This window comes from Aliiroseovarius lamellibrachiae, assembly GCF_018599245.1.
Lineage (GTDB): Bacteria > Pseudomonadota > Alphaproteobacteria > Rhodobacterales > Rhodobacteraceae > Aliiroseovarius > Aliiroseovarius lamellibrachiae.
The window spans coordinates 16,386-31,840 of sequence record NZ_JAHEVJ010000007.1 but is presented as its reverse complement, the minus strand read 5'-3'; the positions used below and the strand labels follow the sequence as shown (position 1 = coordinate 31,840).

14 protein-coding genes are annotated in these 15,455 nt (G+C 55.8%); 8 read left to right on the top strand and 6 right to left on the bottom strand.

All coding sequences use genetic code 11. From position 1 onward, the window contains the following. Positions 1-100: 100 nt before the first annotated feature. The 3 genes from KKW20_RS12715 to guaB all read right to left on the bottom strand — a co-directional run bounded on the left by KKW20_RS12715 (position 101) and on the right by guaB (position 5,390). Complete coding sequence (locus KKW20_RS12715; RefSeq protein ID WP_214568281.1) at positions 101-2,572, bottom strand: hybrid sensor histidine kinase/response regulator; 2,472 nt, start codon at positions 2,570-2,572, stop codon at positions 101-103. Positions 2,573-2,717: 145 nt separating this feature from the next. Continuing rightward, positions 2,718-3,893 carry an RsmB/NOP family class I SAM-dependent RNA methyltransferase gene (locus KKW20_RS12710; protein WP_214568280.1) on the bottom strand — a complete coding sequence of 392 codons (1,176 nt, stop codon included), beginning with the start codon at positions 3,891-3,893 and terminating at the stop codon, positions 2,718-2,720. Between the two features lie 48 nt (positions 3,894-3,941). Next, complete coding sequence (gene guaB / locus KKW20_RS12705) at positions 3,942-5,390, bottom strand: IMP dehydrogenase (RefSeq protein WP_214568279.1); 1,449 nt, start codon at positions 5,388-5,390, stop codon at positions 3,942-3,944. Between the two features lie 278 nt (positions 5,391-5,668). Here guaB and KKW20_RS12700 point away from each other — a divergent pair, with 278 nt between their 5' ends. Then, entirely contained in the window at positions 5,669-6,481 is an 813-nt protein-coding gene (locus KKW20_RS12700; RefSeq protein ID WP_214568278.1) for an isocitrate lyase/PEP mutase family protein, read from the top strand. A gap of 6 nt (positions 6,482-6,487) precedes the next feature. Here KKW20_RS12700 and KKW20_RS12695 read toward each other — a convergent pair whose 3' ends face one another. Continuing rightward, on the bottom strand, positions 6,488-7,657 hold the full coding sequence (locus KKW20_RS12695) for an FAD-dependent monooxygenase (RefSeq protein WP_214568277.1): 1,170 nt from the start codon (positions 7,655-7,657) through the stop codon (positions 6,488-6,490). Between the two features lie 207 nt (positions 7,658-7,864). Next, positions 7,865-8,287: an RNA polymerase-binding protein DksA gene (gene dksA / locus KKW20_RS12690; protein ID WP_214568276.1), complete on the bottom strand. Its 423-nt coding sequence runs from the start codon at positions 8,285-8,287 to the stop codon at positions 7,865-7,867. Positions 8,288-8,733: 446 nt separating this feature from the next. Between dksA and KKW20_RS12685 the strand changes: the two genes are divergently transcribed. The 7 genes from KKW20_RS12685 (at position 8,734) to KKW20_RS12655 (ending at position 14,899) form a co-directional block, all read left to right on the top strand. After that, positions 8,734-9,579, top strand: coding sequence for an AAA family ATPase (locus KKW20_RS12685; protein ID WP_214568275.1), 846 nt, complete (start codon positions 8,734-8,736; stop codon positions 9,577-9,579). A gap of 831 nt (positions 9,580-10,410) precedes the next feature. Next, positions 10,411-11,811 (top strand): DUF2927 domain-containing protein, encoded by a 1,401-nt coding sequence (locus tag KKW20_RS12680; RefSeq protein ID WP_214568274.1) that lies wholly within the window; start codon positions 10,411-10,413, stop codon positions 11,809-11,811. Positions 11,812-11,867: 56 nt separating this feature from the next. Beyond that, a complete protein-coding gene (locus KKW20_RS12675; protein WP_214568273.1) occupies positions 11,868-12,026 on the top strand; it encodes a hypothetical protein in 159 nt (52 codons plus the stop codon). 7 nt (positions 12,027-12,033) lie between these two features. After that, positions 12,034-13,218: a vWA domain-containing protein gene (locus KKW20_RS12670; RefSeq protein ID WP_214568272.1), complete on the top strand. Its 1,185-nt coding sequence runs from the start codon at positions 12,034-12,036 to the stop codon at positions 13,216-13,218. Further along, a complete protein-coding gene (locus tag KKW20_RS12665; RefSeq protein ID WP_214568271.1) occupies positions 13,215-13,556 on the top strand; it encodes a hypothetical protein in 342 nt (113 codons plus the stop codon). The genes KKW20_RS12670 and KKW20_RS12665 overlap by 4 nt, the downstream gene beginning before the upstream one ends. Then, positions 13,553-14,179: a DedA family protein gene (locus tag KKW20_RS12660; protein ID WP_214568270.1), complete on the top strand. Its 627-nt coding sequence runs from the start codon at positions 13,553-13,555 to the stop codon at positions 14,177-14,179. Before KKW20_RS12665 ends, KKW20_RS12660 begins: the two co-directional genes overlap by 4 nt. Positions 14,180-14,215: 36 nt before the next feature. Next, positions 14,216-14,899 carry a M48 family metallopeptidase gene (locus KKW20_RS12655; protein ID WP_214568269.1) on the top strand — a complete coding sequence of 228 codons (684 nt, stop codon included), beginning with the start codon at positions 14,216-14,218 and terminating at the stop codon, positions 14,897-14,899. Here the strand turns inward: KKW20_RS12655 and KKW20_RS12650 are convergent. Next, positions 14,892-15,449 (bottom strand): RSP_2648 family PIN domain-containing protein, encoded by a 558-nt coding sequence (locus tag KKW20_RS12650; protein ID WP_214568268.1) that lies wholly within the window; start codon positions 15,447-15,449, stop codon positions 14,892-14,894. The two genes, KKW20_RS12655 and KKW20_RS12650, sit on opposite strands and share 8 nt — an antisense overlap. Positions 15,450-15,455 lie beyond the last annotated feature (6 nt).

Below are 15,455 nucleotides of genomic sequence, written 5' to 3'. Positions count from 1 at the left end.
GAACATATCAACTAATAATTTACTAAAATTAACTTTGGCAAAGATTGGTAACCAAACCCTTAATGGCAGAAAAGAATTGGTTACCTATTGATTTGTTTACTTAATGTATCTGTTGCTGGACCGTGGATGTCAGCTCATTTAGCGAAAATGGCTTGGGTAAGAATACCGAATTGGGCACGCGCGCTTGGTGTTCGGAAACAGAATCCTCGGCATAACCAGAGACAAAGACGACTTTCACACCGGGGCGACGTTCCAATGCTTTCATCACCCAAGTGGGCCCATCCATACCAGGCATAACCACATCAGTGACAAAAACATCCACATCCAAACTGGTGTCCTCCAAGATATGAAGCGCCTCTTCCGCACTTTCAGCTTCGAGAACAGTATAGCCGCGCATTCGTAACGCCCGCGACGCAAAGGCACGCACCGGTGCTTCATCCTCAACCAAAAGGACAACCCCACCAGCTGTGGTGCTGGTCAGCTCATGGGTCGGTTTCGGCAAGCTGGAAGACACTTCGGAATGCGCGTCAATCGCGCTCGGCCCCGCTGAAGCCGTCACTTTTGAGATAATCGATTTTACAGCCTCATTTTCCACCTCTGGGTCGCATTGCTTGGACGCAGGAGCCTGTTCTATGGCGGCATCCGTTGCCTGACCGGTTTCCGGTACTGCATCGTGGACCTGATCTGAGAGACCGGCCACTTCAACGCGTTGTTTCCAAACTGGGAAATACAAGGTGAATGTGGTCCCGGAACCCGGCACCGAATCCACGAAGATAAACCCCCCGGTTTGTTTAATAATGCCATACGCCATGGACAGGCCAAGCCCGGTGCCCTGCCCGGCCTTCTTAGTGGTAAAGAAAGGTTCAAAGATCTTATTTATTTTATCTGCACCAATACCGGTTCCGTGATCGATCACCCGTACGGTAACATATTCACCGGCTGGAACCGTGGCGCGATCGCGTTCTAGCTGGGTGTCAAGAATGACATTTCGCGTCTCGATTCGGACCACACCACCCTCTGGCATCGCATCGCGCGCATTCACGACAAGGTTCATAATAACCTGATCCAATTGGCGCCGATCCGCCCGTATATCCAGCAGCTTTTCATCATGATCCAATTCAAGGCTGACCTTTTCACCAACAAGGCGGTTCAGCAAATGGGTCAGGTCAGACATCGTGTCGGATAGGTCGATGACCTCAGGCCGCAGGGTTTGCTTGCGAGAAAAGGCTAGCAATTGCCCCACTAAAGAAGCCGCTCGATTGGCGTTTTGATGGATTTGGGCAAGATCTGAATATTCAGGATCCGCCTCATCCCGTCCCGTGAGCAACAGGTCGCAATGTCCTGATATCGCGGTCAAAAGATTGTTGAAATCATGAGCGACACCGCCCGCAAGCTGGCCGATTGCTTGCATTTTCTGGCTTTGTACGAACTGCGCCTCGAGCGTTTTCAGCTCGGTCGCATCTTGCAACACGGCAATCAATGCTGGCCCGGCCTCATCCACCATCTGGCTCAGTGAAATCTGCACAAACACTTCGTCATCAGGCTTGCTGGCACGCACCACTTCGATCCGTCCCAGATGTCGGCCTGCATGGGCTTCCGCCAACCAATCCGAGACTGGACGCCCAAGACCTTCAACCTGATCCGCCAACAAGGAGCCCATGGCGCTTTCGTCCCCCAACAACCTGCGCGCGCGTTTATTGGCCATGGTGATCGCCCCATGGGAATCGAGTTTAAGCAGGGGAACAGGAAGCCCCTCGACAACGGCCCATTCGCCTTTGGTAACCGTGGGCGTCATATCTGCGGGCAACAGGTAAAGTTCTTTGCGTTCCGCGGAGCAATTCACCTCCCAGACCACCACAGATATTGGGCCCGTTTTGCCCGAAACCTGCATCGCCACACCAGAACGCACGGGTGTTTCAAGAAACACCCTATCCAATGTGGTTTCACGCCCGCCCAGTAAAAAGCGCGCCGCTTCATTCATGAACAAAATGGTGCCGTTTTTTGACACGGTCATCATGGGTAAGGCAATGTTTTCACCTGACCGACCACTGACCGACCTGTCCCCCAACGCATCCACACGCCACAAAAACCCGTCATTCTCCATCTTATGGACAGAAAGCCGAATGTGACCGCGGCGTAAAACGATGTCTTCACTGGCGGTATTTGTGGCTTCGGCACGGCTTTGAAGGCGGCTTAATATGCCAGAGGGCGAGGCAAATAAATCTCGAAACGCCTTGGCCAAAGTATCCCCAGGTTGGGCATCGTATTGCGCACCAGCCGATTGATTTATATAAACAATCGCGCCGTCCTGATCGGTTGCGAAAATCGCCGAAGCATCATGCTCGGAATACGCCGAAAGCGTGTGAAACAGCTTGGTCACCTGCGCCGTTTGCCACGATGACAAGGCTTTGACCAAAACCACCAAGCAAAACAATGTCGCCCCGGTTATGAGCAACGTCAAGTTCACCAAAAGGCTGAGGCCCGGAAGCGCAAAAGCGGCCCCCAAGGCAGCGAGTGCCAAAACGAGAATATAGACCGCGTGAGACGATAAGTCCTGAGCGGTTTTCACCATTGGATGTGGAGACAAGGCTGATCGCGCCACGAGGCTCCCTTTCATGCGGATTCGATGGGTATACTTTTGCGCGACTATCGTTAATGCAGCCTTAACACTCGCCGTCAGCGCAAAAAATACCCAATCACTTCCCCCTCGGGTTGATTTAATCCCGTGAAGTTTCCCGCGTCAATAGAGCTACGTAAAATCCGTCTCCGCCATCCAAAGGTGTGAACTGTCGTTCAGAGGCCAGTTTCCACGCCGGAGCGCCCTGCAAAAAGCCTGCAATCTGGGTTTGATTTTCATCCTGAAACAGCGAGCATGTGGCATAAGCCAGCCGACCTTCATCCCCAGAATATTTTGAAATTTCACTTAAAATACCGGACTGTACAGAAAGAACCTCATTCAAAGCCTCTTGTGTCAGCGACCATTTCCCATAGGGCGATCGGCGCCACGCCCCGCTTCCCGAACACGGCGCATCAGCGAGCACCAAATCAAACGGACCAAGGGCAGGCAATTCGCGCGTGCTGGCGGTTTTAATAAAGACACCCGCGCGCTCAGCACGGTCCGGCAGGTCATTCATACGCTGCGGCGCGACGTCATGGGCGACCACTTTCGCCCCCAAAGCCGCCATCGCCAACGCTTTACCACCGCCGCCTGCACAAAAATCCAGAACTCTCATGCCGGGCTGAATGCCCAGCTGATCCACCAACGCCTGCGACGCGACGTCCTGAAGCTCAACCATGCCCGATTGATACGCCTCTGACATTGAGATTTTTCGCGGGTTCTCAAGAACTTCCAACGCGGAAGGCGACAAGTCATGCGGCACGGCAACAACGCCGGCCTGTGCCAGTAACGCAATCGCGTCCTGCCGGGTGGTTTGACCAAGGTTAACCCGCAAAAACACCGGCGCGCGATCCTGCAACTGGCGCAGAATTGCGTCGCAATCGGCCCCGAGGCTCGCCTCAAATTTCGGCAACAGCCATTCTGGGCAATCCAGAGATTGCGCGCGCGACAGACCAGCGGCATCAATGGCCCGTTCCGCATCGGTCAACGGGGCTGGCGCATGACCTTCGCCGTGAAACAGCGTGTCCGGGTCAATTTTTTGCCCCCGGAGCACGCCAATCATAACCGCCCGGCCATCCGCTCCGCCGCCAAGCGCTTGGGACGAATGCAACCGGCGCAGCGCGTCAAAAGTATGATCGCGAATGGCCGCGCGGTCCTTTGACCCGGCGAACCGATGCGACCGGGCCCAGCTGGTCAGAACCTTCTCTGCTGGCGTGCCGGCCAAGATCTCGTCAAGGATTTCAATGGCCGCAGCCACGCGCGCTCCGGGGGTCATTGAAGACACCCGGTTGAATTAAGTGCATCGCATAACGGCATGATTTCTTTATCCAATCCGATAATTTGGGCTTTCGCGCGTGATCTGAACATCATGCACATGGCTTTCTTTCAGGCCAGCGCCTGTGATCTTCACAAACTGGCATTTGCTGCGCATATCCGCCACGGTACCATTTCCGGTGTACCCCATTGCCGCGCGCAAACCGCCCACCAATTGATGCACAACGGTTCCGGCGGGACCTTTATAGGGCACCTGCCCCTCGATCCCTTCGGGCACCAGCTTGTCGCTGGCCGCATCTTTTTGAAAATAACGATCCGCAGAGCCGCGCGCCATGGCGCCAAGCGACCCCATGCCACGATAGGATTTGAACGACCGTCCTTGGTACAGGATCACTTCGCCCGGGCTTTCATCGGTGCCCGCAATCATTGACCCAACCATGGCGCAGCTTGCGCCCGCGGCAATCGCTTTGGCAAAATCGCCCGAGAACTTGATGCCACCATCCGCAATCACCGGAATGTCACCCGCTTCACGCGCGCAATCCATGATCGCGGTCAGTTGCGGCACGCCGACACCGGCCACCATACGCGTGGTACAGATCGACCCAGGGCCAATGCCCACTTTTACCGCGTCTGCACCGGCGTCAATCAACGCACGGGTCGCCGCGGCGGTGGCCACATTGCCCGCAATTACCTGAACGCCACTGTCGAGCCCTTTCACGCGCTTCACCGCTTCGATCACGCCTTCGGAATGGCCATGCGCAGTGTCAATCACCACAATATCCACGCCCGCATCAATCAACGCTTGGCTGCGCGCAAAGCCACTTTCACCAACGGAACTGGCCGCAGCCACCCGCAAACGACCAAGGTCATCTTTGCACGCTGTTGGGTTCAACACGGCCTGTTCGGTGTCTTTCAGGGTCAAAAGACCGGTCAGTTTGCCGTCAGCATCGACAATCAACAGCTTTTCAATCCGGCGCACCCGCATCAGCGATTTGGCCTCTTCCAGCTCTGCCGGTTCTTGCAGCATCGCCAGGTTTTCCGAGGTCATCATCGCCTTCACCGGGGTATCGTCATGATTGGCAAACCGCATATCGCGGTTGGTGACAATGCCCACCACACGCCCTTCGACGTCGACAACGGGGAACCCCGTCACGCGGTAGCGTTCCTGAAGCGCTTTGGCGTCTGCCAGGGTCTGATCCGGGGTCAGTGTGATCGGGTTATAAACAATCCCACTTTCGAACCGTTTGACGCGACGCACCTGACGGGCTTGCTCTTCTGCATCAAGGTTCTTGTGGATCACGCCCATGCCGCCGGCCTGCGCCATGGCAATCGCCATGCGGGCTTCGGTCACCGTATCCATCGCCGAGCTGAGCAGCGGGATATTCAGGGTAATGGAACGCGTCACACGCGTGGAGGTATCTGCCGTTGAGGGCAGAACGTTACTGGCGGCTGGAACCAGCAAAACATCGTCAAAGGTGAGGGCCTCGCGAATCTCCATGAGTGGTCTCCTTGGAAGCTTTCGTTTGGCACGTCCCTATCTCATGCAATTGCGGTCTTGGAAAGGGGGATTTTGGTTTTCTTGCCTCCGGCGGGGATATTTATGGAAAGAGGAAGAGGAAAATGTGGATTGTTGGTTGGATGTTGGGCAGTGTGAACATGGGGGCGCACGATGGCGAATTGTTATACCGCTGCGCGCGGAAGATGCCATTTGGGGCTACGGATGGGGCGGCCTGAAATGCAGCTTTCCGTTACAAAAGACCCAGCTTAGGAGGGGACATGACCCACGATATTGGACGTAAATTCCGCGCCTTACACCAAAGGGGAAATCCATTTATTCTGGCCAATGCCTGGGATGCAGGCAGCGCCAAAGTTTTGGCTTCTATGGGCGCAGAGGCCATCGCCACCTCATCCGCAGCGCATGCGTTCACATTGGGCCGCCCGGACATGGGGCATGTCAGCCGGGATGAGGCGCTTGCCCACGCGCAAGACCTTGTGACCGCGGTCAATGTGCCGGTGTCAGGCGATTTTGAGAACGGATTTGGTGATGATCCGGATTGTTGCGCCGAAACCGTGCGCTTGGCCGCGGAGGTTGGGCTCGCCGGGATCTCAATAGAGGACACCGCCCTGCCTTCTGCCACACCTTACAATCGCGCCTTGGCGATTGAGCGCATTAAGGCCGCAGCGAGCGCCGCCCGCGCCCTGCCCAATGATTTTGTACTGCTTGCGCGCGCGGATGGGGTGATGAACGGGCACTATAATCTGGATGAAGCGATGGCACGGATCAAAGGGTATGAGGACGCCCGCGCCGACGCGCTTTATGTTCCCCTTCCGGGGACGCTGGAGGATCAGGCGCGGATTTGCGCCGCAACATGCCTTCCGGTGAATGCTTTGGCGGCCGGACCGTTTACCAACATCACCCGTGATCAGTTTGCCAAGGCAGGGGTTGCGCGGATTTCATTGGGATCCGCTTTGGCGCGGGCCACGCACCGCGTATTGCATGATGCGGCGCAAGCGATGTTTGACGAGGGTGATTTTTCGGTTCTAGGGCAGTCCATCAGCGGCGCGAAAATCGACGCGTTGCTGGGCTGATCCGGCTTAGCGGCGCGTGACATCCTCGTCATAGATCCAACGAAACCGGCCGTAAACTGCGCGTGGGGCCATGCGCCCTGCGGCGCGCAACAGATTGTGGCCCGCAAAACGTGCAATCGGATTGGCGTAATGATAGTTTCTGGCATTTTTGTTAGCGGCTTCAACAACTTGCGTCGCACGATCTTCGCGTTGAGATTGGTAAAACGCACCGCCCTTGTCCAACCCGGCCTTGTCCAAGCTGGAGGCCAGGACCCAAGCATCCTCCATCGCCATCACAGCACCCTGCGCCATAAATGGCAGGGTCGGATGCGCCGCATCGCCCAGAATTGCCATGCGGTCTTTGTGCCAGCGCCCGGCAACGGGATGACGGAACAAGCCCCAGACATGCACGTCCTCAACCCGTTCCAAAAGCGCCATAGCATCGTCGCAAAAGCCAGAGAAAACACGGCGCAGATTGGCGGGATCATCTTTATGAAACCATCCCTCGTCGGCCCATTCGCTGCGCTCTTCCACTGCCACAATATTAACCACCGACCCGCCGCGCAGCGGATAGGTCACCATGTGGCGCCCCGGCCCCATGAAAACGGTGGCTTCGGTTTGCTCTCGTCCAGATGCAGGCACAATTGCGCGCCATGCCACTTGGCCGGTGAAAAACGGAGCGTGGGCTTTGTTCAGCACGCCGCGCACCACGGAATGCAACCCATCTGCCCCAACAAGGTAATCGGCGCGGTGGCGGGTGCCATCTTGCAGGCTGACCGTGGTGCCCTCTGCGTTTTGCACGACGGCATTTACCTGTTTTCCCAGCTGAATATCGACCCCTGCTTTGCGCGCGCCTTCGGCCAATAGGTCAATCAGATCCGCCCGGTGAAACAGCAAAAACACATCCTCTGGCGCGGTTTTCTGAAAATCCAGATCCATCACTTCGCGCCCGGTCAGCCCATCACGCAGCCACACCCCGGAAGAGCGCAGCCCCATTTCCTGCGCCCGCGCACCCAAGCCCAGGGCGTTCAGAACGCGGAAGCCATTGGGGCTGATCTGCAACCCAGCGCCCACTTCGGTGATCGCGTCGGCCTGTTCCAGCACCGTCACCTGCGCGCCACGTTGAGCGAGCGCAATGGACGCGGTCAGCCCGCCAATGCCGCCGCCAATAATCGTAATATTTTGATTTTTCAACATGTTACTTCACCAGACCGCAGCGGCGATCCTATCCGTTCTGAATTTGCAAGTTGCCGCAGTGGCGTGTCTTTTGGGTCGTTTCGCCTGTCATTGTCATCGCATCCCCCCCAACGCACAAGCCGCAGAAAGGTCACACCCCCAAAAGAAGACAGCCCGGAAACCTCCGGGCTGCTTCAAACTCAATTTATCTGTCGTATTTTGGTCGTCTTAATCGTCGCGATGCACTTTTTCACGGCGTTCGTGGCGTTCTTGTGCCTCAAGGCTGAGCGTGGCGATTGGACGGGCATCCAGACGTTTTAGCGAAATTGGTTCACCCGTATCTTCGCAATACCCGTATTCCCCTTCGCCGATCCGACGGATGGCCTGATCAATCTTGCTCACCAATTTGCGCGACCGATCGCGGGTCCTGAGTTCCAACGCACGGTCCGTTTCTTCTGATGCACGGTCAGCGACATCGGGAATATTACGTGTGTTGTCTTGCAGGCCTTCGATTGTATGACGGCTTTCATCAAGGAGTTCAGCTTTCCACGCTTCTAATTTGCGACGGAAATATTCAAGCTGACGCTCATTCATGAAGGGTTCATCTTCCGCGGGCCGATAATCGTCAGGCAGGAAAACTTCCGCTTTCATATCTATATCCTTTTGTTACCAGGCGACCGGGCAGATGTCTTCCCATCTGCAGCCTCTCCCAGTTTCCTCCTGGCGTTCGTTTACACCTGCTTGGGGGCAATGTCACTAGGGGAATGAGCTGCAAAACTTCACCCTTCATCAAATTCACGCGCCATGATGAAAAATACCAAATATGAGGATGTTAGATGGCAACAGACCGGGCGGTTTCGGGTTTGAAAGTTCAATCGTCGCTAACGCTTACGTAACGGAAACCACAACAGCCCCCACGTCACCAACAACACCAGACCCATAATCCCCGTGCCATCCCTGCCCCCGAAGTTGATATGTCGGGGGCGTTTACCAACAGACGCAGGGTTAAAGCCCAGATTGGCCGCTTTACCTTGCCAAATTTGCAACGCTTCTTTACCTCAAGGTGCAATTCAAAGGACAAGATCAAAGGACGCGCAATGACCGCTCGATTTGAAGGCACATCTGATTATGTGGCCACAGAAGACCTTAAGGTGGCGGTAAACGCCGCTGTCACATTGCAGCGCCCGCTTTTGGTCAAAGGCGAACCCGGCACCGGAAAAACCGAATTGGCCCGTCAGGTGGCCACCGCTTTGGGCGCGCGGATGATCGAATGGAACATCAAATCCACCACCAAGGCGCAACAAGGCCTGTATGAATATGACGCCGTGTCCCGCCTGCGCGACAGCCAGTTGGGCGATGAGCGGGTGCATGACATCTCGAACTACATCAAAAAGGGCAAGCTTTGGGAGGCGTTTGAGGCCGATGAACGCGTGGTGCTGTTGATTGATGAGATCGACAAAGCCGACATCGAATTTCCAAACGACCTGCTGCAAGAGCTCGATAAGATGGAATTTCACGTCTATGAGACCAATGAAACCATCCGTGCGCGCCATCGCCCGATCATCATCATCACCTCGAACAATGAAAAAGAACTGCCCGACGCCTTCTTGCGCCGCTGCTTTTTCCATTACATCCGCTTTCCGGACATGGAAACCATGTCAAAGATCGTCGAAGTGCACCACCCCGGCATCAAATCCCAACTGCTGACCACCGCGCTGACCCAGTTTTATGAGATCCGCGACCAATCCGGTTTGAAAAAGAAGCCTTCGACGTCCGAAGTGCTGGATTGGCTGAAGCTGCTGTTGGCCGAAGATATCTCGCCCGAGGATCTGAAACGCGATGGGGCCTCTGCCCTGCCCACGCTGCACGGGGCTTTGTTGAAGAACGAACAAGACGTGCATCTGTTTGAACGCCTCGCCTTTATGGCGCGCGGTGGGCGCTGATCACAGCACCAGATCAAAGACGGACCAATGCGCTGACGGCCCGCTCTGACGAGTGGGCCGTTTTTGCATCCTGTCATATGTTTTGGCTTTTTCCCCTTCGAAGGACACACCCAAAATCCCATGCGAATCCCCCCGGTCTGGAACTGTTTACCGATTCGACACAATTTCGCCTCATTTGCCCCAAGAATGACAAATTCCCTTGTGGAAGATGAGTTATCCACAACAACATGTTGATTTTGCATTGGTTCTAATACGAGAACAAACAGTTTAGGCCACATTTCGGCCCTGCTTTTTCTTTCTTTGCACAAGAATATTAACTACGTTGATGCATGCCTGGGGGGGCATAAAACAACGGTGTGTTTGTATTGTTATGGGAAACAATGCCTTCATTTCCGTTCGGACACTGACGCGGTTCGACGCTGATTGTTCTGGTCACCTTGGGGAAGGCAACCAGCAGTCATGTCGGATTGGGAAAGGATCAGGGGGCATTGAAACCCTCCCTGCCCGGCACCTGTCAGTACACCCGAACGATAGCCACCCGTGGATGCGGGCGATCTTTGGTCATTGTAGGACCTTGGATACCGATCTTCGCCAGTTCTGGCGAAGGGTGGCGGATGTTTGCGAACAGATGACACTGATGACCAAAGCGGCGCCTCTTCTTGCCATGACGGGGGCACCGCTGGGTATTCGTCGAACTCTGGCCCCACCGGGTCAGATCAGATGCTGTGTCGTCACATCACCACCCCATACCGTCAACCATACCGCACAAGGAACCTATCTCTGGGTTGGCCGGCTTTGCCCGCCTGTCACCCAGCTCAGAAGGAGCTGATGATGCGGAAGACTTTTAAGGGGGCCCTTTTGGCCTTATCCGGACTGATATTGTCCGGTTGTATGACCCCCGATCAGGGTGGGGGCACCCGTTCGGCACATGCCACGGGCGAAGTTACAGCGCGACAGGTGGCGTCATTGCCCTCTGCCTTGCCGCCGATGAAAGCCTTTGCAGGGACGCGTATTTCACGCCCTGTTCAGGCCAACGCAGATATTGCGGGGGATTTTCTTGACCTGTCTTTCCAATTGGAAAGTGGTCGCCCGCTGCCATATTTCAGTCGTTTCGAAGGCCCTGTTACATTGCGCGTTGTCGGAGGCGCCCCTGCGCAAATGGGCCAAGACCTTAACCGGTTGATGCAACGCCTGCGGATTGAGGCCGGGATCAATATTCATCAGGTGCCCGCGACCCAAGAGGCGTCCATCACGCTTGAGGTGATTTCCAAACGACAATTACATGCCCTTGTCCCGCAAGCCGCTTGTTTTGTTGCGCCAAACGTATCCAGCTGGGACGAATATAAAAAGCTCCGCAAGACGGCAGCGACGGATTGGACCAAGCTGAAAACCCGCACCAAGATGTCAATCTTTCTGCCAGGCGACGTGGCCCCACAGGAAATGCGCGATTGTTTGCACGAAGAGGTGGCCCAAGCCTTGGGGCCCGTCAACGACCTCTATCGACTGACAAATTCGGTCTTTAACGACGACAACTTCCACACGGTTTTGACCGGGTTCGATATGCTGGTGCTGCGGGCGTATTACGCGCCTGATCTCAGCTCTGGTATGACCCGATCCGAAGTGGCTGCACGTCTGCCGGCACTGCTCGCCCGGCTCAACCCAGCAGGAGGATCCGGACTGCCACGGTTCCAACAACCTGCCCCCCGCGAATGGAAAGTGGCCCTTGAAACGGCGCTTGGCCAAGGGGTGTCAATGGGTCGACGACGTGCGGCCGCAACTTCGGCTGTCGAAATTGCGCGCGCGCAAGGGTGGTATGATACACGCTTGGCGTTCAGCCTGTTCGCCCAAGGGCGCTTGCAGCTGGCGATTGATGCCAATGGTGCATTTGCAGCCTTCCGCGAAGCGGACCGGATCTATCGCACCACACCTGGGGCATCGCTTCAGGCGGCCCATATGGGCGTGCAACTTGCGGCCTATGCGTTATCTTCGGGGCGCGCGGATGAGGCAATCAGCATCATTGATCCGCATATCACCTCGGTGAAATCCGCGGAAAACGCCGCCCTTCTGTCCACTTTGCTGATGCTAAAGGCCGAAGCGTTGGATTATGCGGGGCGCGCCACTGAGGCGCAGCTGGTCAGGCTCGACAGTTTGGGCTGGGCGCGGTATGGCTTCGGTTCAAACGCACAGGTGGGCGCGCGGCTACGGGAAATTGCTGCGATTTCACCTGGCTAACGCTGAATGACAGGGATCGACCCTTCGGGGTCGATCTCAGCTAAGGGGAAAATTGCATGATCGTGTTTGTCAGTCTGTTGCTTGGGGGGGGCTTTGGCGCCTTGCGGGCAAAAAAACGGGGCGGCACCAAGTTTGACATCGCCCAATATGCGGTGGTTTACGCGCTTATTTTTGCGCTGATCACCCTGTTTTTTACGATCTTCATCAACCGCTAGGCATCTGATGTTCCTGCCCTTTTTTGAAAACCTACGCAATTGCCATGTTCCGGTCTCGCTGCGCGAATACCTGACATTTCTCGAAGGGATGAAATCGGGGTTGATCACCTATGATGTTGAGGGTTTTTATTACCTCGCGCGCACCTCGATGGTGAAAGATGAACGCAACATCGACAAGTTTGACCGCGCCTTTGCGATGAGCTTTGAGGGGTTGGAAGCGATTTCAACCGAAGACATGCTTGAGGCCGTAGATATCCCACAGGAATGGCTGGAAAAAATGGCCGAAAAATTCCTGAGTGAGGAAGAAAAGGCCGAGATTGAAGCCGCCGGTGGCTTTGACAAGCTGATGGAAACCTTGAAAGAGCGCCTGAAAGAACAAGAAGGGCGTCATCAGGGCGGCAATAAATGGATCGGCACCGCCGGCACCTCGCCTTTCGGCGCCTATGGTTACAACCCCGAAGGCGTGCGCATTGGCCAAGACAAAAGCCGCCACCAACGCGCGGTAAAGGTTTGGGACAAACGCGAATTTCGCAATCTGGACGGCGATGTAGAGCTTGGCACCCGCAACATTAAAGTCGCCCTGAAACGCCTGCGCAACTGGGCGCGTGACGGCGCCCATGAGGAGCTGGATCTCGACAACACCATCCGCGCCACGGCCGAACACGGCTATCTGGATGTCAAAACGCGACCCGAGCGAAGAAATGCCGTCAAAGTCTTGTTATTCCTTGATGTTGGCGGATCCATGGACCCGCATATCAAGGTGGTGGAGGAGCTGTTTTCCGCCGCCCGGGCGGAGTTTAAACACCTCGAATACTACTATTTCCACAACTGCCTTTACGAAGGGGTCTGGCGCGACAATGCCCGGCGGTGGAACGCACAAACCCCCACATGGGACGTGCTGCGCACCTATGGCTCCGACTATAAATGCATCTTTGTCGGTGATGCCTCGATGTCGCCTTATGAGGTTGCTTACAAAGGCGGCGCAAATGAGCATTGGAACGAAGAGGCCGGGATGACATGGCTGCAGCGTGCGCGCGAACAATGGCCGGACCACATGTGGATCAACCCAACCCCTGAAGCCCATTGGAAATATACGCAATCCATTCAGATGATTGATGAAATCTTTGAGGGACGCATGGTGCCGATGACCCTTGAAGGGATTGAACGCGGGATGAAAGAACTGGGAAGATGAACAGGATCTGGCGCCTTGCAAAACAGCATCCCATTGAGGGGATATTGTTTTTGCTCGCGGTGGTTATGGTTGGATTTTTCACCATTCGCTTGTTGCTTTTCACCATTTACTGGTCCGATCCAAGTCACCGAAACATCGCGCTGGAACCGTGGATGACGCCGCGCTATGCCGCTTATTCTTGGCGTATTCCAAAAGAGGATATGCAAGCGTTGATTGGCAAGGACTTGATCCCTCTGGGCTTAACTCTGGGTGAGATCGCCGACGAAAAAGGCATTACTTTACAGGATCTTGAAGATCAAATTCGTGCACTATCACCGCTGGATCACGGTGAAAAATGAACGAATACACCCTGTCCCTCATCCCTGATTACGGCATCTGGGTGGTGTTTTTTGCCACGTTTCTGTCTTGCTTTGCACTCCCCATCCCAAGCTCTTTGATCATGCTGGCCGCCGGGGCCTTTGCCGCCAGTGGCGAGCTGTCATTGACGGGCGCGGCCTTTGCCGCCCTGATCGGGGCGGTGTTGGGGGATCAGATCGGATTTGTCATTGGCAAAGCTGCCAAAGCCCCCGCGACGCGGTTTTCCCAAACCACCCCGAAACGCGCCGCTCTTTTTGCCAAGGCCGCCGATTTTCTGGATAAAAAGGGCCATTGGGGCATCTTTCTAAGCCGCTGGTTGTTCAGCCCCCTTGGTCCTTACATCAATCTTCTCGCCGGGAGTTTGGGCGTGCCGTGGTTGTGGTTCCTGCTTTGGGATATCTTGGGTGAACTGGCATGGGTCACGCTTTACACCGGGCTTGGCTATGCGTTTTCGGGCTATGTGCAGACCATTGCGGACATGAGCTCCAGTGTCATCGGTCTTCTGACCGCGCTGGCCATCGCGATTATCTTGGCCCGCCGCCTGATCGGCGCCTACACACACGCCCACGGCCCCAACCACAAACAAGATCGTCAGAAAATCTGATTTGGAAATCCAAACAAACGGCCCCATATTGACCCTATGATCAAACTTCTGCCCATCCTTTTGCCGGTTCTTTATGGCCTCATCATGTACCGGTTTTCGGTCTGGCGCACCCACCGCGAGTTGGATGCGCAGTCCACAGAACTGATGGATCCGGGCCTTAAGAAACTGACCGATCAAATGGCCCGCGCGCTGGATTTGCCGCGCATCCATGTGAATGTCTATGAGATCGACCCGGTGAATGGGCTTGCCGCCCCGGACGGGCGAATTTTCATCACGCGAGGGTTTTTAAAAGAATACTATGACGGGCGCGTCACCGGCGAAGAGATGGCTTCGGTGATTGCCCATGAACTTGGCCATGTCGCTTTGGGCCACGCGCGCAAACGGATGATTGATTTTTCGGGCCAAAACGCGCTGCGCACGGTGCTCAGCATGATGCTCTCGCGGTTTTTGCCCGGCGCAGGCGTCTATATTGCGCGTATGTTGACCCGGCTGGTGGCCGCAGGTCTGAGCCGCAAGGATGAATATGAGGCCGACGCCTATGCCACCGCGTTGTTGATCAAATCAGGGATCGGGGCGGCGGGGCAAAAATCGCTGTTTGGCAAGCTTGACGCCCTGACCAAATCCCGTGGCGGCGTGATGCCCGCGTGGTTGATGAGCCATCCCAAAACCCACGACCGCATCGCCGCCATTGAAAAGAACGAGGCGGATTGGGTCAGTTAATTTGGGTTGCTTCAAGCGCTTTGCCAAGACGCGGCAGGCGGGCTTTTTTCATCAGGCTGCGCATGGTCCAATCAGGGCGTCCCGATAGGCGGCGCGCCTCGGCCAACACGCGGGCGCCAAGGGCAGACATCTCATCCGGGTGGCTGTCGACAAAGTCGCGCAAGAACAGGTCTGGATTGCCACGGATCAGCCCCTCTTCGCCCAGAATATGCCGCGGAAAATCGGAATTGTTCAATGTCAGGATCATGTCCGCCCCGGCACTGACCGCGGCGGCCAAAACGTGAATGTCATTCTCATCCGGCAAATGCAGGCGGCGTAAATCCCCGTCACCAGGGGGCACACTGGCCTTGGGCCAACGGGCGTTCAAAAGCGCAATTTCTGCGCGCGCGAACCCGTCTTGATCCGTCCCCAAACGGGCTGCCGCCCGCGCCCACTCCTCAAGAATGCGCGGTGACCAATAAGGGGTAAACAGCCCCGCCGACGCAGCCCCCATCACCATTTCCCGCATCACGGTTGGGTAAAGAACACAGGCATCAATAAGGACTTTCATAACGGC